General features: G+C 42.6%; 20 protein-coding genes. 17 read left to right on the top strand and 3 right to left on the bottom strand.

Features of this window, described 5'->3' with window-relative positions; all coding sequences use genetic code 11:
- Positions 1-8: 8 nt before the first annotated feature.
- The 7 genes from SNE_RS05110 to SNE_RS05080 all read left to right on the top strand — a co-directional run bounded on the left by SNE_RS05110 (position 9) and on the right by SNE_RS05080 (position 8183).
- A complete protein-coding gene (locus SNE_RS05110) occupies positions 9-2105 on the top strand; it encodes an ABC transporter permease (protein WP_013943290.1) in 2097 nt (698 codons plus the stop codon).
- Positions 2102-2770, top strand: a complete 669-nt coding sequence (locus tag SNE_RS05105) for an ABC transporter ATP-binding protein (RefSeq protein ID WP_013943289.1) — start codon at positions 2102-2104, stop codon at positions 2768-2770. The genes SNE_RS05110 and SNE_RS05105 overlap by 4 nt, the downstream gene beginning before the upstream one ends.
- A gap of 21 nt (positions 2771-2791) precedes the next feature.
- Positions 2792-4222 carry a UDP-glucose dehydrogenase family protein gene (locus SNE_RS05100; protein ID WP_013943288.1) on the top strand — a complete coding sequence of 477 codons (1431 nt, stop codon included), beginning with the start codon at positions 2792-2794 and terminating at the stop codon, positions 4220-4222.
- Positions 4179-5060: a polyprenyl synthetase family protein gene (locus SNE_RS05095; protein WP_013943287.1), complete on the top strand. Its 882-nt coding sequence runs from the start codon at positions 4179-4181 to the stop codon at positions 5058-5060. The genes SNE_RS05100 and SNE_RS05095 overlap by 44 nt, the downstream gene beginning before the upstream one ends.
- A 156-nt stretch (positions 5061-5216) precedes the next feature.
- Entirely contained in the window at positions 5217-6224 is a 1008-nt protein-coding gene (locus SNE_RS05090) for a hypothetical protein (protein WP_041418802.1), read from the top strand.
- Between the two features lie 62 nt (positions 6225-6286).
- Positions 6287-7294 (top strand): hypothetical protein, encoded by a 1008-nt coding sequence (locus tag SNE_RS05085; RefSeq protein ID WP_013943285.1) that lies wholly within the window; start codon positions 6287-6289, stop codon positions 7292-7294.
- An 82-nt stretch (positions 7295-7376) separates the two neighbouring features.
- On the top strand, positions 7377-8183 hold the full coding sequence (locus tag SNE_RS05080; RefSeq protein WP_148258958.1) for a hypothetical protein: 807 nt from the start codon (positions 7377-7379) through the stop codon (positions 8181-8183).
- Here the strand turns inward: SNE_RS05080 and SNE_RS12235 are convergent.
- Complete coding sequence (locus tag SNE_RS12235) at positions 8131-9372, bottom strand: C45 family autoproteolytic acyltransferase/hydolase (protein WP_013943283.1); 1242 nt, start codon at positions 9370-9372, stop codon at positions 8131-8133. The genes SNE_RS05080 and SNE_RS12235 overlap by 53 nt on opposite strands.
- A gap of 50 nt (positions 9373-9422) precedes the next feature.
- On the opposite strand from SNE_RS12235, the gene SNE_RS05070 reads away from it, so the two are divergent.
- The 10 genes from SNE_RS05070 (at position 9423) to SNE_RS05025 (ending at position 19809) form a co-directional block, all read left to right on the top strand.
- On the top strand, positions 9423-10157 hold the full coding sequence (locus tag SNE_RS05070) for a sugar transferase (protein WP_013943282.1): 735 nt from the start codon (positions 9423-9425) through the stop codon (positions 10155-10157).
- On the top strand, positions 10158-11117 hold the full coding sequence (gene galE / locus SNE_RS05065) for a UDP-glucose 4-epimerase GalE (protein WP_013943281.1): 960 nt from the start codon (positions 10158-10160) through the stop codon (positions 11115-11117). It abuts the gene before it with no gap.
- Positions 11114-11659, top strand: coding sequence for a hypothetical protein (locus SNE_RS05060; protein ID WP_013943280.1), 546 nt, complete (start codon positions 11114-11116; stop codon positions 11657-11659). The genes galE and SNE_RS05060 overlap by 4 nt, the downstream gene beginning before the upstream one ends.
- 10 nt (positions 11660-11669) lie before the next feature.
- Positions 11670-12506, top strand: coding sequence for an inositol monophosphatase family protein (locus SNE_RS05055; protein ID WP_013943279.1), 837 nt, complete (start codon positions 11670-11672; stop codon positions 12504-12506).
- Positions 12503-13354: a bifunctional methylenetetrahydrofolate dehydrogenase/methenyltetrahydrofolate cyclohydrolase FolD gene (folD, locus tag SNE_RS05050; protein WP_013943278.1), complete on the top strand. Its 852-nt coding sequence runs from the start codon at positions 12503-12505 to the stop codon at positions 13352-13354. The genes SNE_RS05055 and folD overlap by 4 nt, the downstream gene beginning before the upstream one ends.
- The gene (locus tag SNE_RS05045) at positions 13345-14295 is read left to right on the top strand and encodes an FAD:protein FMN transferase (RefSeq protein ID WP_013943277.1); all 951 of its coding nucleotides are present in this window, start codon (positions 13345-13347) and stop codon (positions 14293-14295) included. Before folD ends, SNE_RS05045 begins: the two co-directional genes overlap by 10 nt.
- Positions 14274-14882 carry an HAD family hydrolase gene (locus SNE_RS05040; protein ID WP_013943276.1) on the top strand — a complete coding sequence of 203 codons (609 nt, stop codon included), beginning with the start codon at positions 14274-14276 and terminating at the stop codon, positions 14880-14882. Before SNE_RS05045 ends, SNE_RS05040 begins: the two co-directional genes overlap by 22 nt.
- A 76-nt stretch (positions 14883-14958) precedes the next feature.
- Positions 14959-15744: an HlyD family efflux transporter periplasmic adaptor subunit gene (locus SNE_RS05035; protein ID WP_013943275.1), complete on the top strand. Its 786-nt coding sequence runs from the start codon at positions 14959-14961 to the stop codon at positions 15742-15744.
- 13 nt (positions 15745-15757) lie between these two features.
- Positions 15758-17833, top strand: a complete 2076-nt coding sequence (locus tag SNE_RS05030; RefSeq protein ID WP_158307210.1) for a peptidase domain-containing ABC transporter — start codon at positions 15758-15760, stop codon at positions 17831-17833.
- Positions 17830-19809, top strand: a complete 1980-nt coding sequence (locus tag SNE_RS05025; protein WP_013943273.1) for an ATP-binding cassette domain-containing protein — start codon at positions 17830-17832, stop codon at positions 19807-19809. Before SNE_RS05030 ends, SNE_RS05025 begins: the two co-directional genes overlap by 4 nt.
- Here SNE_RS05025 and SNE_RS12230 read toward each other — a convergent pair.
- Together SNE_RS12230 and SNE_RS05015 are read right to left on the bottom strand one after the other, a co-directional pair.
- Positions 19806-21179, bottom strand: a complete 1374-nt coding sequence (locus tag SNE_RS12230; RefSeq protein WP_013943272.1) for a TfuA-like protein — start codon at positions 21177-21179, stop codon at positions 19806-19808. The two genes, SNE_RS05025 and SNE_RS12230, sit on opposite strands and share 4 nt — an antisense overlap.
- Positions 21179-22483 carry a YcaO-like family protein gene (locus SNE_RS05015; protein ID WP_013943271.1) on the bottom strand — a complete coding sequence of 435 codons (1305 nt, stop codon included), beginning with the start codon at positions 22481-22483 and terminating at the stop codon, positions 21179-21181. The genes SNE_RS12230 and SNE_RS05015 overlap by 1 nt, the downstream gene beginning before the upstream one ends.
- Positions 22484-22492 lie beyond the last annotated feature (9 nt).

The raw sequence follows: 22492 nt of genomic DNA, 5'->3' as shown, positions 1-22492 counted from the left end.
TCTGATGCATGCTCTTTGAATTTTCAATCGCTAAGAAATATCTCGTCCCCAAAAAGAAGCAGCTTTCACTGTCGCTCATTTCCCTCATGTCAGTAGGAGTCATTTCTCTTGTAGTTTGGCTTATCCTTGTTTTTCTTTCTGTGACGGATGGCATTGAAAAAAACTGGCTCAAGAAACTCACCTCGTTCAATGCTCCCATTCAAATCACTCCAACAGATGCTTATTACCAATCGTACTACTATCAAGTTGACAGCATCAGTGGAGAATCTGAGTTTACCTACAAAAGTATTGGAGAAAAGGCGGCTGCCACGTTGACTGATCCATACAACCCTGAAGAAGACCTCGCCCTTCCCTCTTACTGGCCAGACCGTGAAGTGAATGCCGACGGGACAACAATGGACTTTGTGAAACTGGCCTTTAGTTCAATTGAAGGACAAAACATCCCTCTCATCGCTCAAGATTATGAAGTTAGTGGCGCTCTTTTGAAGCTCCGTATGCTGCGTGCACAAGGACCTTCTTTCGCCCCTCAAGAAAACACTACCCAGAGCTATTTGACACAAGCTTCTTACATCAATTCTTTTTCGGATAAAAGTCCCCATCTTCATAGTTTAATCGATCCTCCAAGGATTGAAGACCTCAACCATCTTTTCTACTTAGCTGAGCTCTCACCAGATACTCCTACAGCAGACCAACCAGACCGTGTGGGCAAAGGATCAGGTGCTGATCTGCGCACAAACCTTGCATCTCTCTTAGAAAACATCACCATCAAACGGATGAGAAGCTTGGGACAAAAGGCATCCTACCTCGGGCCCATCCTTCCAGAAAATCAATCTTTTGATGTGATCGCATATAAAAAGCAGGGACGCATTTCTTATCTCGTCTTTAGCGATCAAGAGAGAAAAAAAAGCCCCTATTTTGAGAAGGGAACTGTAAAAAGGCAAAACGACAAACTCATCTTCGCCTCATCTGAAGGAAAAATTGAACTCAGCTTTGCCATCCCCCTTTTCCTCGAAGAAGCCCTCTCAATGGAAGCGAAGCTAGCCCCTTATATCTTGTCCCAAGTCAAAACATTGCAAGACCTCAAACTCGACGTCCGGTTCACTTTACAAGGGCAAACAGTTGCAGGAACCATTCCATGGGAAAGTCTCGAAATTGAAGAGGCCATAGCAAAAACGTCATTTGATACACCCCCAAACCACCCTCCACCATGGACCTATCAGGTCGGAGGACTTGCTGTTCTTCCTCAAAAAGGACAGGGAGCCGCCGCCGTTCTCCTCCCAAAAAACTTTCAAGCCAATGGGGTAAAGATTGGGGACACCGGTTACTTTTCCTATAATGCTGCAACAGCAAGCGCTATTCAAGAGCAACGTCTCCCGGTTTTCATCGCAGGGTTCTACGATCCTGGAGTCATGGCAATTGGCGCGCGGATGATTCTAACAGAGCCTGACGTCGTCCACACGATCAATACCTCTTCTCAAACCTATTCGTTTGATCAAAACATGATGAATGGCATCCAAGTTTGGTTTTCAGATTTGAGCAAAACAGCCGAGGTGCAAAAAGAACTGACAGATGCTTTCAATCGCGCGGGAATTCTCCCCTATTGGAAAATCACTCCCTACTACGACTACGACTTTGCCAAAGATCTTCTCATGCAATTCCAAAGCGATAAGTACCTCTTCACTCTCATTGGAATCATCGTTCTCATCGTCGCTTGTAGCAACATCATTTCACTTCTCGTCATTCTCGTGAATGACAAGAAAAAAGAAATTGCGATATTAAGCGCCATGGGCGCCTCAAAGAAAAGTATCGCCTGGATCTTCACCCTTTGTGGTGGGATCATGGGTTGTTTCAGTACCCTCATTGGAACAACTGCGGCCCTTCTAACAATCCACAACATCGATGCCGTCGTCCACTTCCTCAGCTTCTTGCAAGGACACGAAGCGTTCAATGCTGTCTTTTATGGAAAATCACTCCCCAGCGAGCTCAGTGAGCGGGCCCTCATGTTTATCCTTATTGCAACACCGATTATCTCTCTCTTAGCAGGACTTGTTCCTGCCTTGAAGGCAAGTAAAGTCCACCCATCGAAAATTTTGAGGTCCGAATGATCTTAAAGGCAAACAAACTCTCAAAATCCTACAAAGAACCGAAAAAAGTCGAGATCTTGCGGGAGATCACTCTTTCAGTCAACGAAGGAGAAAGCGTTGCCATCATGGGCCCTTCTGGGGTGGGGAAAAGCACATTACTCCACATTTTAGGAACCCTTGAAGAGCCTACAAGTGGCTCTTTAGAAATTTTAGGAAGCAACGCTCTTGTGGGAGATCGCTCAGCAATGCGCAATCAGCACATTGGATTTGTCTTTCAAAATTTTAACCTTCTTGAAGAGTATCCAGTTCTGGAAAATGTCCTCATGCCAGCCAAAGTGGGGCGAAAGCCTATCGGACGTGGCAGTGACGCGTTCACACACGCAGAAGCACTGCTTGAGCGAGTCGGCTTGACTTCACACAAGCACCAGATTGCTAAGCACCTTTCCGGAGGAGAAAAGCAACGTGTCGCCATTGCCCGCGCCTTTTGCAATAATCCCGATCTGATCTTAGCCGATGAGCCATCTGGAAACCTCGACGAAGGGAATTCAAAGCTCATTCATGAGCTCCTGATCACCTCGACTCGGGATTTTAAAAAGTCCCTCATCGTCGTGACTCACAATGCAGCACTTGCAAGCCTTTGTGATCGAAAATACCTCCTGACAGACGGTAGCTTGACTTCCATCTAAAAGAAAGGTACCCTTATTAGCATGGAAATTTTAGTTATTGGCGTTGGTTACGTTGGTCTTGTAACAGGAACATGCTTCGCAGAAATGGGACACCATGTCACCTGTCTCGATATCGATGAGAATAAAATCAACGGCCTCAAAAAAAATGTCATTCCTTTCTACGAACCTGGACTCGAAGAGCTTGTGCGTCGCAACCAAGATGCCAAGCGCCTCTCTTTCACCACCGATTATGCTCTAGGGCTCAAGAATGCTGACGTTTGTTTCATCGCAGTCGGAACGCCTCCTCATAAAGATGGGTCTGCAAATCTCTCTTTTATCGAGGCTGTTGCAACATCCATCGGCGAGTATCTAGATCACTCCCTTGTTGTCGTCAACAAATCAACCGTACCTGTAGGAACTGCTCGACACATTCAAAAACTCATCCAGCAAAAACTCGATGAGCGCGGAGTGAAAGTTTCATTTGATATCGCTTCCAATCCCGAATTTCTCAAAGAAGGCTCAGCAATCAGCGACTCGATGAAACCTGACAGGATTATCATTGGCTCTGACAGTGAAAAAGCCATAAATCTTCTCAGAGAACTCTACTCCTCTTTCACGTTAAATCACGACCGTATCCACATCATGGATCTCCCTTCTGCAGAAATGACAAAGTACGCCTCCAATGCGATGCTAGCAACGCGTATTTCCTTTATGAACGAACTCGCAGCCCTTTGTGAAAAACTAGGAGCAAATATCAACGATGTTCGTCATGGGATGAGCAGCGACTCCCGCATCGGTTACCATTTTCTCTATGCTGGTGCCGGTTATGGAGGCTCTTGCTTCCCCAAAGATATCCGCGCACTGATTGCAATGGCAAATCAAAATGGGCTAGACGCTCCCATTTTAGAAGCTGTCCACAATATCAATGAGAGACAAAAGAATGTCCTGAGCGAAAAAATCTCCGACCACTTTGCAAAAAAGGGTGGAGTGAAAGGAAAAACAATTGCCATTTGGGGACTTTCCTTCAAACCGAATACAGATGATATCCGCGAAGCACCTGCACTAAAACTCATTGACTCTCTCTTGAAAAATGGGGCCATCTTACGCCTGTTTGATCCTCTAGCTCTTCCAAAAGTTAAAGAATTACTCGGCCACAAAAAAAACATTCACTTTTGTCTCAGTGAGTATCATGCAGCAGAACAGGCTGATGCCATTGCCCTGGTTACTGAGTGGAAGCAATTTAGGTTTGTCAATTTAAAAACAGTTTTGTCTAAAATGAAAGGCAATGCTTTTTTTGATGGTCGCAACCAGTACAAAGCAAGAGAAATGGCCATCAAAGGATTTAGGTACTATGGAATTGGAATCCCCAAACTCTCCACAGATCTCTTGCAAGACCTCAAAACAAGGGGCAATAACAAGGTAAGCCGCTATGAAGACCCAAGATTTGATTACTCGTCATCAAGATTTGATTGAGCAAAGGCTCCAAGCAATTATTCCCGTTGTGAATTCTCCACACTTACTTCTCTATCAAGCTGCTCGCTACTCTCTTCTCCTCCCAGCCAAACGGATCCGCCCCCTCCTCCTCCTTGCCGCTTTAGAAGACTTTGATTGCCCACTTGAATGGGGAATCGATCCTGCCTGTGCACTCGAAATGGTCCACACTTACTCTCTCATCCACGATGATCTCCCCTGTATGGATGATGATGAACTACGGCGTGGCAAGCCCACCTTGCATAAAGTGTATGGTGAAGCTCAGGCTGTCCTTGCTGGAGATTTCCTATTAACTTACGCTTTTGACGTCTTGTCTCAAGCTCCCTATCTTTCATCTGAAACCAAACTTCGGCTAATTCAATTGCTTTCCAAGCGAGCAGGCGGAGAAGGGATGATCGGTGGACAAGTGATTGATATTTTGCACGAAGGCAAATCGATCGATCCAGATACACTCACCCTGATGTTTTCTAAAAAAACTGCAGCCCTCCTCGCCACAGCACTTGAGTTTGGAGCTCTCATCGCAGGCTTAAATTCTGAAGACCAAATCCACCTCCATAATGCTGGCTTTGCTTTAGGCATTGGATTCCAATACGTCGACGACTTGCTCGATGTGATTGGTGATGAAAGCAAGCTGGGAAAACCCATCGGATCTGATAAGAGCAAGCAAAAGGCCTCTGCCTTGACTCTCTATTCAGAAGAGGAAGTTCAAGAAAAAGCCAATGCCTGCTTGAGAGAGGCTCTATCAGAACTAGATCTCCTCTCGAGCCCAGTTCCTCAACTCACCGAAGTTTTCAAAAAATGTTTTTACAGATCTAATTAGACTCTATTCTAGCAATTTATTCCCTAAAAAAATTTAAGCCTAAAGGCTTAATAACAAACTGATTACAATCATATATAATAAATGTAATTTATAATTATATTTAATTATATTATAATAATAGCATTAAATAATATTAACATTGATTGTGGGAAGATAATGTCAGTTAAAACTAATTTACCATCATTAGCAATGATGGCTGCACAAATAGTTTTAGATCAGCCTGAAAAATGTATTCAAAGTTTCAGAAAAAGCTCATACGATAAATTCACTGTCACTGTAGCTCAGATGACAGAGTTTGATCTTGAAGGGCTAAAAAAAGACCTCTCAACACTTCAACTTCCCAACACCGTTCTAGTATATACAACAGGAAGCGATGCCAAGTTGGAAAAATCCAACCGCATTGAATCTCCAGTTGAGATTGTCATTCTTTGCAGTCCTGAAGATAGGTTAAAAATCGAAGGTCAGATCGATCAATTTGTAAAAAGCCGCATTCATACAATCGACCAAGAACCTGAGTGGAAACCTCCTTTTGAAGATTTAAGTTATTGCAGTTGCACGAAAACAGTCATTCCTTCTCGTTTCATGCATAAAACAGCTCTTGTTGGAGATCAAAAAACTCTCGACGAAATGAATGAGAAATTTATTAAAGAAGTCCAAGGAATGTCTGGAGACAATCGTACAAAGTTTCGTAAAAAATTTGTCACCCTTCATACCAAACAATTAAGCGAAGTAATTAAAGGAACAGATACTCAAGACGTCGACTTAGCACAAGGAATCATCTCTTACTCTGGAAAAGGGCGAAAAGCGACCAAATATTCGTTGTTAAGGCCCATCCAATACACCTTAGATTTGGTTCTCATCGATCATATACGTCAAAAAAAATCAATGGCACCTGAACAGTATGCAGAATTGATCACTAAAATGCCTAAAGCTGTCCCTGAGCAAATTCAATACCTGTTTGACAGAGGCTTTTTTCCCAAGCTGAAACAGCAAGATGTCACTAACTTACAAGCAGCTTACAAATTAGGTCTTTTTTACTTCCACACTGGACAACACCTATTTTCAGTTGAACCTGACAAAAAACCAATTTGTTTCGCTATCCCAGACAAAGAAGAGCTCATTAAAGCCTACAAAAATACCAAGGAAATTTTAGCCAAAATGTAAAGGCTGCGCCTGTTAGACAGGTGCTACAAGTTAACTTAGGGGGCGGAAGAGGGAAAACACAGATGGCCACAGAAATGAGGATCCCATCATTAGCAAGTTTAGCAGCGCAAACGTTTCTTGCTAACCCCCAAGGCGCACTCCAAAGCTACAGGGACTCCAAATATGACAGTTATACAGAGACTGTCAAACATGTCACCGAATTCGATGTTGCTAGAATGCAAAGCGATTTAGCAAAACTAGATTTGCCTCAAAATATTTTCATTTACACCAGCGGAAGCGATGGAAAGCTAGAAAAAGCAAATCGGAATGAATCTCCAGTAGAGCTTCTCATCATCTGTGATGCTGAGACAAAACCTGAAGTTACAAAGCGAGTTGAAGAGTTTGTAGCACAAGACGCAATTAAAATTGATCACCGTGTTGAATGGAAAGACCTCTCAAAAGAAACACTTGTTGTATGTAATATTACAAACGTGGTTTGCCCTTCTCGTTTTATGCATAATCTTCCACTTCATGGAAGTGAAATGCAAAGGGGAGAATTGACTCTGAAATTTGTCAATGAACTTCAATCCATGACTACCTCAAATCGTCGCAAGTTTATAGATAAATTCATTAAAGTTCATACGAAGCAAATGAATGATGTGATCAGTGGAGCTGATACGAGAGATGTCAATTTATCAACAGGAGAGCTTTCCTATTCTGGAATGGGTAGAAAAGCGACAAAATATCCTTTGCTTCGTCCTGTCCAATATAAGTTAGACTTAGTCCTCGTTGATGCAATTCGAACAAAAAAACTCCAACCGGAAGAATATGCTACACTTCTCCTTAAAATGCCTCGCACAGTCCCAGAGCAAATCGATTATATGGCTGAAAAAAAGCTTCTTCCTAAACTTACTCCTGATGACATCAGAGACCTTAAAGCAGCTTACAAACTAGGACTCTTTTATTTTCAAACAGCGCAGCATGTTATCTCAGCCGATAAAGATTCAAACCCCATAACCTTTGTCGTACCAGATAAAGCAGAGCTCTCTAAAGCATTTGCTGATACCCAGCGTATCCTAAATAAACTGTAATTCAAAAAAGATTTTACACATAATGTGTAAAATCTTTTTTTTAGATGTAAGATAACATTGAGATCATGCTAAAATGCTTGGTATGAGTATTGCAGTATCGATTCACCTATTTTCTCCTTCTCCCTATGCTGGACACACAGTCGTTGGCTGCGGTGACAATATAAATCTTAAACAGAGAGAAGAACCAGAAAAGATAGCAAAATTTCTTACCCCTAGCTCTTCTCCCATAGATCCCGTTTCCTGGATAGACCCCAGTCGAGAAAGGTCTGCTAGCCCCCTACATTATTCTCATCTAATCGACTCAGATAGTTCCAGTCAAAAAACGGCTCTAGAGACTGTGACGAGCATTCAAGATGAGGGCTACGAGGTAAAAACGGTCGATTTGAATGTCTTGAAAAAAACAGTTCAAGGCTTAGAAAATACGCCAGTTGACCTCGATTCCGGAACGATTCTTTACTCCCCTTTCATGCAAGCAACAAACGAAAGCTTACTCATTCCGATTCAAAAGACTCTCAAACTGTGTATTGTCCGAGACATTCAAAGTCGATGCCATTGGCCTAAGGAATATGCTTGGTTTTTAGAAAAGATGCCAAAAGATGTTCCTGGACTGATTCAGTTCATGTACGATGAAAGGGTCCTTTCAGAACTTACGAGCGCAGAAGTCACAGTTTTAAAACATGCATATCAGCTCGGTTTTACTTATTTTGATCTGGGAAGCTCTATTTATACCGCAACAAATAGTCCTGTTCAACTTACGCTAACTCCTGAAGATAAAGAAGCTCTAAAGCAAGCTTATTCCCAAGTTTACCTTATTCTAAGTAGACTCATCAGCCCACCTAGGGATTCAATAGATCAGGAAGATGATAACTTGCATACGGAAGTTCGCTAGCAGGCGTTCCATCTATTCCCGCATGAGACACCCACAAATCAAGCGTTGACGGACGGAAGATCGCATTGTGCAAATTGGTTTCATTTGTCGCAGGAGCTTTGATGATGTCTTGCAAATGCTCTGCATCGATTTTTCCATAAAGATCACGGATCCGTTCTGCAACAATTGTGTAGCGCTCAGGATATCCAAATCCCCGTAAAACAATGCAATGCTCAGGTTGATGATTAAAAAGTGCAATCAGATTGCCTTCCTCATTATGGACACGAAACTGAAATTCTGACTGCGATGGCGCAAATGACGACATGAAAAACTTATCATCAACTCCGTTTTCCCCATAGTTTTTTGGCAATCCATGAGGCGCCATGAGTGCGTAAGAAGAGCCTGGCTCAATGAATTGAATCTGACTTGCTGTGGCATAGACACCCACTGCTTTTTCCTGATTTCCATCCGAGAGTACATAATAGTATTCACAGGTCCTTGGAGAGGATTTTAAGAGCTCTTTCGCTTCTTCTAAAGTCCCACTCTTTTCTAAAACTTCCCGAATCAAAAAAGCCATCGGAATCCCATTCCAGTACCCATAACCATCGCCACCAATTTCTCCCATAGCAATCTTCTTTTCGTTCATTCCAGTCACACTTCCAATAAACCCAGCATATCCAACAGATACAAAGGCATGTTTGTCTTCTGGCTTCACTACCATGAGAATTGCGCTATGCTGCAGTCCTTGAATTGCTCCATAATCGAGAACGCGGACATGATAAAGACAGTGATCAAATGTGGCTTCATTTTGGACCGTTATGCCAATGCAATGAAACATCTCAGGAAACAAATTGAGCATCAAAATCTTTTCAAACGGAACATCTGCCCCATATGCCACTCCACGCATTTCTTCAAGGTAATGAGAAGGAATAGACGAGAGTAAGGTTGAAAGATGGGCATGAAAAGCTTTCACCCGTGGACTTTGATCTAGCCCAGGAACATCGATAAATCCCTCAACGTTTGCCTGAATCTTTTCTTTGAGCAATGTTCCATGCTGAACTCCTCTTTCATAGGGTTTCCCTTCAAGTCGAAGGATCGTCCCTTGTGCACTTTCTTCAAGCGTTCCCTTCCCAATGCGGTAAATAAGTTCTTCAGAATGAAGAACTGCTGACGAAAAAAGGGCCATGAGAGCTAGAAGAAACCGTTTCATGAGAAATCCTATTTTTTTTTATGCAAACTTTAGCAGAAGAGTAGGAATTATTGAAACCCTGGATTTTTATTGAAAAATCTGACACAGTAGGGCCTACCTCGAATAATATAATCGATGCGATGAATCATACTTCGATATCTGCAGCCCAAAAAAAATCGGCTTCCCCCCTACTCAAACGAGCATTTGATGTTCTTTTTTCTCTACTTGTTGTAGTCACACTCTCTCCCCTCTTTCTCCTCCTTGCTCTCCTTATTAAGTTAGATTCTAAAGGGCCAGTCCTCTATCTCGCTAAACGACTTGGCAAAGATCGAAAAATCATCACCGTCTACAAGTTTCGGACTATGTATCTCGATGCCGATATCCGTCTAAAAAAACTCATCGAAAACTCCCCTGAAATGAAAAAAGAGTGGGAAATTTTCCAAAAGCTCAAAAAAGATCCTCGGTGCACTCCTATAGGTAAATTTCTACGTCGCGTCTCACTTGATGAACTGCCCCAATTTTTTAATGTGCTCGAAGGCTCGTTAAGTGTCGTTGGGCCCCGCCCTCACATGATCGAAGAGCTCGATGAAAATCCCGATGGTCTATTCCGTAAATATGCCGATACAATCCTCTCTGTGAAGCCAGGGATCACAGGAATTTGGCAAACCTCTGGCAGAAATCATCTTTCCTATGAGGCTCGAATCGAACTCGACTCTGCCTATGTTGGAAAGCAATCCTTCTTTTTCGATCTGTTCCTGATCCTCAAAACCATCCCTTGTGTTCTTTTTTCTAAAGGAGCTTTCTAAATGAAACCGATCTTCGTCACAGGAGGAGCGGGGTTCGTTGGTAGCCATGTCTGTAAAGCTTTAGCCCGAGAAGGTTTTTTACCTATCGTTTACGACGACCTTTCTACCGGATTCACGTGGGCGGTCAAATGGGGACCTCTCTTCAAAGGTTCACTTGAAGATAAGGAAAGACTCAGGCAAGTCCTCCAAGAAACAAACCCCATAGGCGTCATGCACTTTGCAGCGCGTACTGATGCCAGAAAGTGTCAGCAAACCCCTTTTACTTACTTTCAAACGAACGTAGGGGGAACTGCAAATCTCTTAGAAATGGTTCAGAATTTTGAAATACCTTATCTGATTTTTTCGAGTACCTGCGCAGTGTATGGAACGCCTGAAAAAACTCCTATCGAAGAAAATTATCCCAAAAATCCCATCAATGTCTATGGAGAAACTAAACTCATCGGGGAAAAACTCGTTCAACTTTTACCTCGCACACAGACAGCCATCTTGAGATACTTCAATGCTGCTGGAGCAGATCCTGAAGGAGAACTAGGCGAAAGTCATTTCCCGGCCACCCATCTCATCCCCATTTTGATCGATACCGCTTTAAAAAAACGAGACTCTTTTACCTTTTTTGGAAAAGACCATCCAACCTATGATGGCACTCCTATTCGCGATTACATCCATGTTTCAGATTTAGCCGAGGCTCACGTCAAAGCTCTAAAGTACCTAATGGACCATCGAGAAAATCTCATCTTGAACCTCGGAACAGGACAAGGATTTTCAGTCGAAGAAATTGTCACGGCATTTCAAGAGACTCTTAAATACCAACTCCCCCTAAAAGTTGCTCCAAAAGACCCGGCAGATCCACCTTGCCTTCTTGCTAAAAGCAAGTCTGCTCAAGAGGTTTTAAACTGGCAACCTAAACTTTCTTCCTTAAAAACTCTCCTTGAGACAACTTGGAGTTGGCAAACGCGATGAAAAAATATCCTCTTTGGCCTTTTTTTCTCATCAGCCTCTTTTTTACCTTTTATTCTTCTGCTCTCCTCCCTGGATATACCTTCATCCCTTTCGCTCCGTTTCTCACCATCGCTTTTAATCGGTATCCTCTGACACGGGCCTTTTATCTCGCAGCTGGATGTGGGCTCATCATGGACCTTCTTTCTACTCTTGCCCCATTTGGATTTCATGCTTTGGTGTATGTCATTGCAACATTTTGCCTTTACCGCTTCCGCCTTTTTTTCGTCGAAAAAGCGCTTGGTGTGAGCAGTTTCACAGTTCTCTTCTCAGTTGTTTCGACCCTCGTAGAACGTCTTTTGCTCAACATATTTGGGATTGAGATCCCTTTCACATGGAAAGGAGCAGCAACCGACTTCCTCATCATGCCTCTTTTTGATGGTTTTTATGCTTTTTTATGGTTTTCTTGCCCCCTTATGTTGTACTATTTTCTTCGTCGACAATGGTTTCGCTTTCTTTTTTTCAGGAAAGAAACTAAAAAGAAAAATAAAGAGCCTGTAAAATAGTTTACCTCATATGGATAAACAGTTAGATCTACCAAACCTTCTCCGTTCTCGCCTCACAATGGTTGCAACTCTTGCTGCCATGAAGGCGGGAGAATTGCTCAAAAAAGCCTTTGGAACATCCCCAGAATTTACCACAAAAGAAGGACGCCACAACCTCGTGACAGAGTGGGACAACAAAGCAGAACGTCTCATTATTGATTTCATCAAAACCCATTTTCCCGAGCACAGGTTCCTTGCTGAAGAAAGTGGAGAATCTGGAGAGGCCCGAGAAGGTATTCAATGGATCATCGATCCTTTAGATGGAACAGTCAACTTCGTCCATAGCATCCCGATGTTTTCAGTGAGTATTGCCGCTGCTGTTCAAAATGAAGTTTTGGCAGGCGCAATTTACAACCCCATGGTTGATGAACTGTTTATTGCCGAGAAAAATAATGGAGCTTATCTCAATGGTACGCGCCTCAAGGTCACAAAGACCGCGGTTTTAGACAGTGCGATCTGTGCTACAGGCTTCCCCTACAATGTCCATGAAAATCCCCTTTGCTGTTTAGACCATTTCAATACTTTCGCAAAAATGGGAATCCCTCTGCGAAGGATTGGCTCAGCTGCACTTGATTTGGCCTATGTTGCCGCGGGGAGGTATGATGGATTTTGGGAAGTTTCTCTCCGTCCTTGGGATTATGCTGCAGGCAAACTCATCCTAGAAGAAGCAGGTGGAACTTTTACCAACTTTAAAGGCGAACGGTATAAAACATTCGAAGAAGGCCCCATTGTCGCGAGTAACGGAATTTTGCATGATCAAATTCTAAAAAACATCAAAGCGACATTGGAGAAATCAAACAAAGAATGAACCTCATCGATGGCAAACGGATCGCTCAAGAAATTCGTGAAGAGCTAAAACAAGAAATCAATCTCCTTAAAGGGAGAAAGCCTGGACTGGCATTCATTTTGGTAGGTGAAGATCCCGCTTCAGAGGCCTACGTCCGCATGAAAAAGAAAGGGTGTTTAGAAACTGGTATCTACTCTGAAGTCTTAGAACTCCCCGCTTCTGTGTCAGAAGAGGCTCTTTTAAAGCATATTTCTGTGCTAAATGAGGATGAAAAGATCGATGGAATTCTTGTGCAGCAACCTCTCCCCTCTCATATTTCTGAGTCAAAAGTTATTCAAGCAGTCAAGCCTGAAAAAGATGTCGACGGATTTCACCCCATGAACATTGGAAAACTTCTTCTCGGTGAAGAAGGAGGGTTTGCCGCTTGTACACCTCTCGGCGTCATGCAGCTCTTAGAGCGTAGCGCTATCGATCCAGGAGGCAAACACGTTGTGATCGTAGGAAGAAGTAACATTGTGGGAAAGCCTTTAGCTGCTCTGCTCGTCCAAAAAAAACCCTATGCGAATGCAACAGTCACGATTGCACACAGTCGCACTGAAAACTTGACCGAAGTTTGCCGCTCAGCAGATATTTTAGTAGCTGCCATTGGAAAAGCCCATTTCATCGAAAGCAAGATGGTGAAAGTAGGATCTGTTGTGATCGATGTGGGAATCAATCGGGTCGATAAAAAGATCGTTGGGGACGTCAATTTTGAAGCCGTCAAAGAGCAATGCTCTGCTATTACACCCGTTCCTGGCGGAGTGGGACCCATGACGATTGCCATGTTACTTTCAAACACTCTACTCAGCTACAAATTACGATGCATATAATTCTCTTTTTACTCCTCCTGCTTTTGTCCGGCTGCAAAGGGACAACCACAACTCACTTTCACGGGAATGCTCATACACACGACTATCACATCCATATCGGACATGCCCTTAGTCAACATGAGAAAGAAGATGTCTTCCGCATCTTAGAAGAAGTTTTTGAAGCAATTGATCTCTACTATAATCATTGGAATCCTCATTCAGAGCTATCACAAATCAATCACCTCTTAGTTGGCGAAACATATCCGATTTCCCCTCAGTTGCTCAGTCTAATCCAAGAAGCCAAAAGCATCACCGCTCTCACAGATGGGCATTTTGATCCTACTTATGGCGCAGTCACAAGCGTTTGGAAAGAAGCCCTTAAAACCCACGCGCGCCCCCCTTCTCTTGATTTTCTTCCCGTAGGATGGGAAACCTTCTCATTCGAGCAAGGACTTGCTAGACGGCTCATTGAAGGGACCTTGCTTGACCTCGACGGTCTGATCAAAGGATTTGCCATTGACACCCTCATTGAAAAACTTCATGAAAAAGGATACTCGAATCTCTACGTCGAGTGGGGTGGCGACATCCGCGCACTCGGAAAACACCCTTCTGGAAGAAGTTGGAATGTCTCTCTTCCGAGCTTTGAAGACACACCCATCCCCTTAGATATGGCCCTAGCCACCAGTGGCGTCCAAGAACAATCCACAGAAATTGAAGGAAAGCTCTGCACCCACATCGTGATCCCTCAAACGAAAGAAGCCACAACAACTCTCGATACCGTCTCCGTCAAAGCTCCTACTTGCTTGATGGCAGATGCCCTAGCCACTGCACTAATGACCTATCCCTCAATCGATGAGGCTCTCAAATTCCTCGACACACATCGAGATAACTTTAAACTTTGTACCATTTGGTTGCAAAGTCACAAAGGAGAAAGAAAAAAATGGGAAAGTACTCTGCGGTAATTTTTGACATGGGAAATGTTCTCATTTCCTTTAGTTTTGAAAAGATGCTCAGCCAAGTTGCAACGACGGCTCAACTCCCTATTGAAAAAGTAAAAAGCCTCTTTGTTGAAGAGGGAATCGGAATCAAGTACGAAAGAGGCGAAGTTTCGAGCAGAGATCTCTATAACATGTTGTCTGAGCATTCCCCTGTTCAGTTCGAGTTTACTAAATTCATAGAAGCGGGCTGTGATATTTTCACACCACGCCCCGAAATGGTCCAAATTGTGAAACAGCTCAAAGCAAAGGGAATCCGCCTCATCTTGCTATCTAATACGAATGAAGCTCATTATCAGTATATTTCCAAACACTATGATTTTCTCCCCCTTTTCGATCACCTTATCCTCTCGTATAAGGTTCACCGTGTTAAACCAGAAAAGGAGATTTACCAAGAGGCTCTGTTTCATGCAAACGCACCACCTCATGAATGCTTTTACATCGATGACATCTCCGAATATGTTCATGCCGCAAGAAAGCTAGGCATCAAAGGTCACGTTTATGAATCTCATCCTCTCTTTTTAGAAGCCCTCCAAAAAGAAAACATTCTCTAGAAGATCCTGTCATAACCAAGTCCGCAGCATGGGATAGTCATTGACGATACCCTAACAATCATGCTATTTCCCAAGTATGAGCTCATCCATAGAAGACGACGATCAGAAACCCTTAGCATTAGTCTCGCCCATGAATTGGGTAGTCCTTTCTTTTTTTTGTGCCCTTATGATCGCCGCATTCATTTACTCTTTTTTTACATACCTTCCAATAAGAGTGAACGGACAGGGACTCATCTTTAATCCCAGTCAAACCATTCCTGTTTCTGCACCCGATTCGGGAACTGTCAAAAGTGTTTTTACGTATTGGGGAGAAAAAGTCGAGATTGGAACACCTCTTATTGAGTTAATGCCTTCTCAAGATATCGTAAAATCAGAAACAAAAGGTGAAGCATTTGCTTTAGAGGTGGTTGGTGGAGAGCCTGTGGAAAGCGGGCAACCTCTTTTATGGATTCAAAAGCCTCTTCTACCAAACGAAGGATTGCAAGTTTCTGGAATCGTCCCTTCCCTTGCTACTGAGCAAGTCCATGTAGGGATGAGTGTAGAAGTGTATCTAGCTGGAGCCAACCCAGTTGAATATGGACGATTAAAAGGAAAAGTAGCCGCTCTTATCCCCTTTTGGAAAAAAGAAGGGGTAAGACGTTTTCCCATCGCCAATATCGTCAGCACAGCTCAAGAAACAGACTTACTGAAGTTGATTGTTATTGATCTCATTAAAGATCAAAACACGGCAAGTGGCTATACATGGACATCTGACAAAGGCCCCCCTTTTCCCATTCAGATTGGAACTCCTTGCTACTTTAAAATTGCTGTAGAGAAAAAGAATATCATTTCTTACTTATTTAGTTCGAAAAATGCTGAGTAATTTTCTGAAAAAAATGAGACACCTTTTTTCCTCAGATGCTGCTCGATCATGGAAAGTTCGTACCCCATTACTTTTACAAATGGAAGCTATTGAATGTGGCGCGGCAGCTCTTGGAATTATTCTGGGCTACTACCGCAAATTTCTACCTTTAGGAGAACTTCGACATCGTTGCGCTGTCTCACGAGATGGGAGTAGCATTTCCAGCCTTATCGATGCTGCAAAGTTCTATGGGCTAGAAGGAACAGGAATGCGTACAACCCTTTTTCATTTAGAAAAACATAAAAAGCCTGCCATTTTGCTCTGGAGAGGATCCCATTTTGTTGTTCTTGAGGGGATCAAGAAGAATAAAGTCTACATTAACGACCCAGAACATGGCCCAGTTGTCTATACAAAAGATGAATTTCAATCGAGTTTTAGCGCAATTGCGATCTTTTTCGAACTCACTGAAAATTTTGAGCGATCTTCGTTTAAGATCGGAATATGGCAAAGATTTAAAAAAGAATTGAAGCAATATTTCTCTGCGCACCTCTTTTTACTTTTCAGCGGTCTTCTCCTTTTGTTGCCAACTTTGGCTGTCCCCATTACTTTGCGCATCTTTATCAACCACATGTCTTATTCGAATGCAGTGGATTGGAAAATAGAGTGTTTAGGATTCTTGATATTTGCAATTGCGCTAGGTGCTGCGCTCAATGGATTTCACAGTTTTTTTCTGAAGAAAATTTCACACAAAATATCAGGAAATATGACATCCAGATATCTTCTACAACTCTTGAAATTTCCCCTCACATTTTTTGGACAAAGGGACCCACGAGAAATTGCTGATCGGATCAAGGAAATTGGAAAGTTCAGCCAAAGATATTACGAAGAAATCGTCCCCACGTTTATTCAATTAACTCTCTCTATTTTCTATGCTGCCATCATGTTTTCCTATAGTCCTCTCGTAGCCTCAGTCACTATCTTTGGGGCTTTCCTTAGCCTTCTCGTCTTGCAGACCGTTTCAAGAAGCCGCCTTGCCCTCTATGATACATGGGAAAGAGCTCGAAATCAAAGCGATGAAGCAAGCCTCGAACAGATGCACTCAATTGATGCCATCAAAGCAGTCGGATCGGAGCAATTTTTCTTCCACAAGTGGATTAAACATTACACCTACTTATTAAACACCGATCAAACGATTGGAAAAAAAGAGAGACTGCTCATCGTTTTCCCTTTTTTCATTCAATTTTTCTCAACAGCCTTGCTCATTGGGATAGGAACCGAACAGGTTCTCAGCGGAAAACTCACTCTCGGAACCCTTGCAGCATTCCAAATTTATTTAATTCTTTTCTTAGCCCCTCTAAACAAGTTCCTCTCTCTTTCTGAAATGATCAATCTGATGAAACGAAACGTCTGTAGAGTGAATGACTTGACACACACAGAGCCCGACACGTTTTTCACTTTTGAAGGCACAAAAAAATGTCCTATCAACAGTCTAGCCTTTCAAGATGTGAGTTACAGCTATTATCCCCACTCTCCTCCTCTACTAAAAAACGTCTCTTTTTCATTAAACCCTCATGAATGCTTAGGTGTTACAGGCCCAACACGCTCTGGAAAATCTACTTTGGGAAAACTTGCTGCTGCGCTGTATCAACCCACACAAGGACAAATCTTCTATGGTGGAAATCTCCTCGAGGAACTGAATGGAGAATTTTTCCGTAAAACTGTTGCTTGGCTTGGAGACGAAAGCATCTTCTTTCTTGGATCCTTGCGGAATAACCTAACCTTTTGGAATGCCGACATCACAGATGAAACCCTTTATCAAGTCGGGGATAAAATTGGTGACTCTCTTCAACTTAACCGATGGGTCATGGAAGAAGGAAAAAACCTTTCAAAAAGTGAGAAGCAAAAGCTCGATCTTGCCCGCATCTTTTTGAAAAACCCTTCTCTTCTCATTATCGATCAGGGGCTCTATGCTTTGTCTCGCCCTCAGCAAGAAAAAGTGATCGAAGAGCTTCGCAGGATAAAATGCACCTTATTATGCATTACTTATGATACATTTCTCCTAGACAAATGTGACAGAGTCCTCCATTTAAGTCAGGGGGAAATTGTATGACTGCACCCCACAAAGAGATTCTCAAAGCATGCAATGATTTGGGACAACTCTACCAGCTCGAGTTTACAGCTCCCACTCAATTAGGAGAAACCAAAGAAGAAATTGTCGAACAAATTAGCTCTCATTCCCATATTCCAATGGAAAAGGTCGTCTTAAAAAACGGGTGGTGGAAACAAGGATCAATCCCTCTCCTCGCATTTGAAGAAAATACCGATAAACCCGTTATTCTCATTCCCACATTCTCTGGAAGATATCGCATTTTCAACTCGAAAAAAAATCGGTCAACCAGAGTGAGTAAAGATGAAGCCACACAGCTGCAAAATAGAGCCTTTTGTTTTTACCCTCCACTTCCGCCAAAGGTGAAAGGGCTAAAAGAGCTTGCCTTTTCCGTCACAAAAGAAAGAAAAAAGGAGATCGGAATGATCGCCTTTTTAACTCTATGTGGAACCCTCCTTACCCTTCTTCCACTACTTGCTATGCAGTGGGTTCTTAACGACGTTTACGATAAAGGGACTCCTGACCTAGGATGGTCTCTAGCCATAGGTCTAGGGATTGCTGCTATCGGTTGGGCTATTCTCATCTATATACGCAATAGAAGATTACTCCGACTTGACGGTTTTTTTGCCCACCGTGTCCAGCCCATGCTTTGGAAGAAAATCTTTGAGTTTCCTGCCTTTTTTTTCAAAAGGGAAACCAAACTCTCAATTTTCCAAAAAATTATGGGCCTTGAAACAATAAGACAAGGTGTTGGCCACCTCACTCCTCAAATTCTCTTTTCTAGCTGTTTTTCGCTTCTCTACTTGTTTGCAATGGCCTATTTCTCTTACTCACTCACACTTGTTTCTCTTCCGTTCTTGGGAGTAGCATTTTGGAATGTCTATCATCTAATCCACACGAACAACCGGATTAAAGAGACGATTCAAAAAAAAGAAGAAGAAGCGAGTTCTTTTCTTAGTGAATCTCTCAGTCGGATGACAAGTGTCCGATCTTGGGGGCAGGAAAAGATCATTTATAAACGATTGAAAATGCATCTGAATCAAAATTTAAAGAGAAAAAGAATCATTGGAAGCACTCAAATATCTCTCACATTGATCTATTTGTCTCTGCCGCCCCTCCTATTGTCGCTTAATATATTAGGCATCGCAGTTGGTTGGCTAGCTCCACGAATAGGCGATTTTTTTGCCTTCTACCTTGCTCTCATTGTCATTTGCGTCACACTCGACACCCTTACCCGAACGCTTCTTGAAATCACTAACTCAATGCGCCTTTTGAAACAGTCTGAAAAAATCTTTCACGAAAATCATTCTCCATCCCGCCAATCCCTTCATCTTGCTTCTCCTAAGGGAGAAATACGTTTTGACAAAGTCACATTCCACTATCAAGAATCCCCCTCCTCTCTTTTCAAGAATCTTTCTCTAAGCATTGCTCCTAGAGAAAAAGTTGCGATTGTTGGAGCACCAGGATCTGGAAAAACCACTTTGATCCGCCTCCTTTTGGGGCTTGAACGACCTCATTCAGGAACTATTTTTTTTGATGGTCACTCTTTAGAAAATCAAAACCTTCAGAAAGTACGTCAAAATATAGGAACCATTTTCGATACTGAAGGAATCTTTGCCGGAACGATCTACGATAACATCAGAGTAGGAAGAACCCTTACAATGGAACAAATAGAGCGCGCAATAGAGCTCGCAGACTTCCAAAAAGATCTAGAAACTTATCCGATGGGAATTTCAACTCTTCTTCCTGAACGGGGAATCTCTATCTCTTCAGGAGAACGGCAACGACTTCTTCTAGTTCGAGGACTTGCGTCCACCCCTTCAATTCTCCTTCTTGACCAAGTACTTTGCGAGCTTGATCCGGATTCAAGAAAGCGCATCTTCGACAACCTTCAAAAACTTCCCATCACGCAAATTTTTACCACTCATGACCCAGAGCCTCTTAAAAACATTGTGGATCGGATCATCTATTTGGGTTAAAAAAGTAGAAGTTCTCTTAGAGCATCCCTGGCAAGCTTCGATCTCACCATTTCGTTTTTCAATTCTAAAAGATTTTCAAAGCCAGCTTCTACAAACCATTCATCATAGGGAATGTCTGGGGCCCATGAAGTTTCCTTCAAATGAGTTTCAACCAATTTTTCTTCGTGCAACTCTGTATGAGTTGCTTCAAAGAAACAAGCATTTTTCTTTTTTAGTAGATCTTCTTGGCAGACACATTTATTGGCCCAAGTCTCATAAGAGTTACTCCACTTCAGCTCTTTTAAAAGAGCTGTAATCGGCTTTCTTGGTACAGATTCAACATTCATTGCGCGCTGCAGCTTTCTTACTTTAGCCCTTTCCTCGATAAACTCCTCAAAATCTTCTTCTGTGAAGTGATTCTTTTTTAGCCACTGCTCCTGCTCTTCAGAATCGCTCAGTTGCAAACGGAAAAAGAGGCGCGCTTTTTCTCTATCGATTTCTTCAGGAGAAACTTGAATTTTCAACAATTCAGCAAGAAAGCATGCCATTGATTGGTTTAAAGCTTGAAATTGAAGCTCTTGAAATTTTGAGTGGTGCAGAGCAACATAGAGTGCAATTTCTTTTGATGTCACTTCAGAGTCGGGGTAGAAGGGACGCTGATCACATTCATAGAGAACATTAAATACTACACTACGAGGATAAGGCTTTTTCTCAGGTAGATCCTTAGAAGTTAGAGATTTTACTTTCTGCAATAGAAGACGTGCATCCTCTTTTTTTTGATCAACATAATGGTCGATGAGAAGCGAAGAAATTTGCTGAATTTTTTCTTCCTCTACCCCTCGGGTCTTTGCTTCCAAGCAAATTCTCTCAATATCTACTTCCGAATAGTGAATTGACTTTGTTATCTCTAAAAATTGCGCCGCAACCTTTTCGGAAAGCCTCTTCTCTTCAACAGCCTTCCTAAGAGTAAAACGAACATTTATGATCGGAAGGGAAAGAGGCAGATATCGCTCTTCTGCTGGACCATGAATCAAAGCGACTTCGTCATCATCGTTGACTTCCCAGCTCTGGTACAGCTTAAATATTTCTCCAACTCCCACTGTTCCCATCGCAGCTGTTTCTGCAGCCCTTAAAGCACCCATACTACTTCCTCCTAGAACAATAACTCCAGAGCTGAGCGCGAAAAGGATCTCTTTATGCCACACAGAAAGGGACTGGGAAAAAAAACCATCGATCAGTCCAATGACTTTTGGTTGGAATCGATTTGTGACACTTAAAATGTCCCCCTGTTTAGCAGGAGGGAAATAGCGAGCATCTAAAATTCCCTGCGCTTCTTCAAGAGGCAAAGAGGGTCCAAGAAAAATGATGATCTCATCGGGCTTAAAGTGCATTAGATCCCTCCTGCAGGAAGATGAAGACTTTGTTTAAGTGAAAGAAGACTTTTCCGCGCATGAGGTTTTTGCTTCTCGGCAAAGATTTTCGCGCGCTGAACCGAAGCTACATGTGAAAAATACCCCTCTAATCCAGGAGCAATCACGCGAAGGACAGAAACGCCAAGATCTTCTTTGCTCAAATCAAAAACGAGGAGCTGCGTAATTCCAACATTTCGGATTTTTTCCATTAAGAGGGTCACATCTTCTTCAAGGGTTGACGTTGCAACTGACTCTAATTGAGAGACATCAACCGTTGCCGGCTGGTTTTCTAATGCAGTGATCGTTTGCTCTGAGTCAGATTGCTTTCCTTGTTTCAATTGTGAGAAAAATATATCGTCTCTTGAGCCAGCAATCCCAATGGTACTGCCTTGGACAGCTTCTGTAATGGCTCGGATCATTGCGACTTCGGGGTCCAGATGAGCGCCATACCCTTGAGATAATCGAGTATGACGCATCGTCTCATCGTAAAGCGTCGCCATAAAAACGGGAACTTCAGTATCAATTGTGCAATCATAGAGCAATAATTGAAATCTTGCCCATTTGAGCTTTTCGATCACCTGTTGCACCTTAGAAAAACGGATCGTCTCAAGACACACTCGAGGAAGAGCTGCTTTAACAGTTTCAAAAGCAAACATGTGACATGTGATCGCGTCTCGCTCAATGAGTTCATAAATGCCAGCTGCAAGAGCTTCTAAAAAATGATTTCCCGAAGCTAACCCATTCGAGGTCATCTCAAAAGAGTGAAGTTCAGAAGGTTCTTGTCTGACAATTTTATAATTATGGATCACACTAAGTAAAGGCACTGCAACTTCTTCTTGATTGAAGAGATCCCATCCAATCGTCCATCTTTCAGGCCAGTCAGGGCGAAAAAGAGAGTTTTTTCTAAGCGGGAGTCTGTCAATTGGAATGGTCTTCACTCTTTTTGAAAGTTCATGATAAGGAAGGTGCAAATAGGAAAGGTCAGCTTCTTCAGCGCAATGAAGTTCAAGAGACTCCATAAGTCCAGACACAAGAGATGTACACAAATCGAGTCCTTTTCCTGATGAAGTTGAAAGTGTCAATGCCTCAGGACGAATCACAGCAGTCACCGGAATCCCTATCCGGTCTAACCCTGTCACATTCGCCACTCGACTTACACCAATTTGGGAAGTCAAAGGGGCAATTTTTTCCCATGTTTCTTCTGGACTTACAATCCGATGAGTTCCCTTAAAATATCCTTTCTTCGCCTGATAAGAATTTCCCCGAAATAAAATACAATTCATAAAAAAAAT

Source organism: Simkania negevensis Z, assembly GCF_000237205.1.
GTDB lineage: Bacteria > Chlamydiota > Chlamydiia > Chlamydiales > Simkaniaceae > Simkania > Simkania negevensis.
This window is presented reverse-complemented; position numbering and strand designations above follow the sequence as displayed.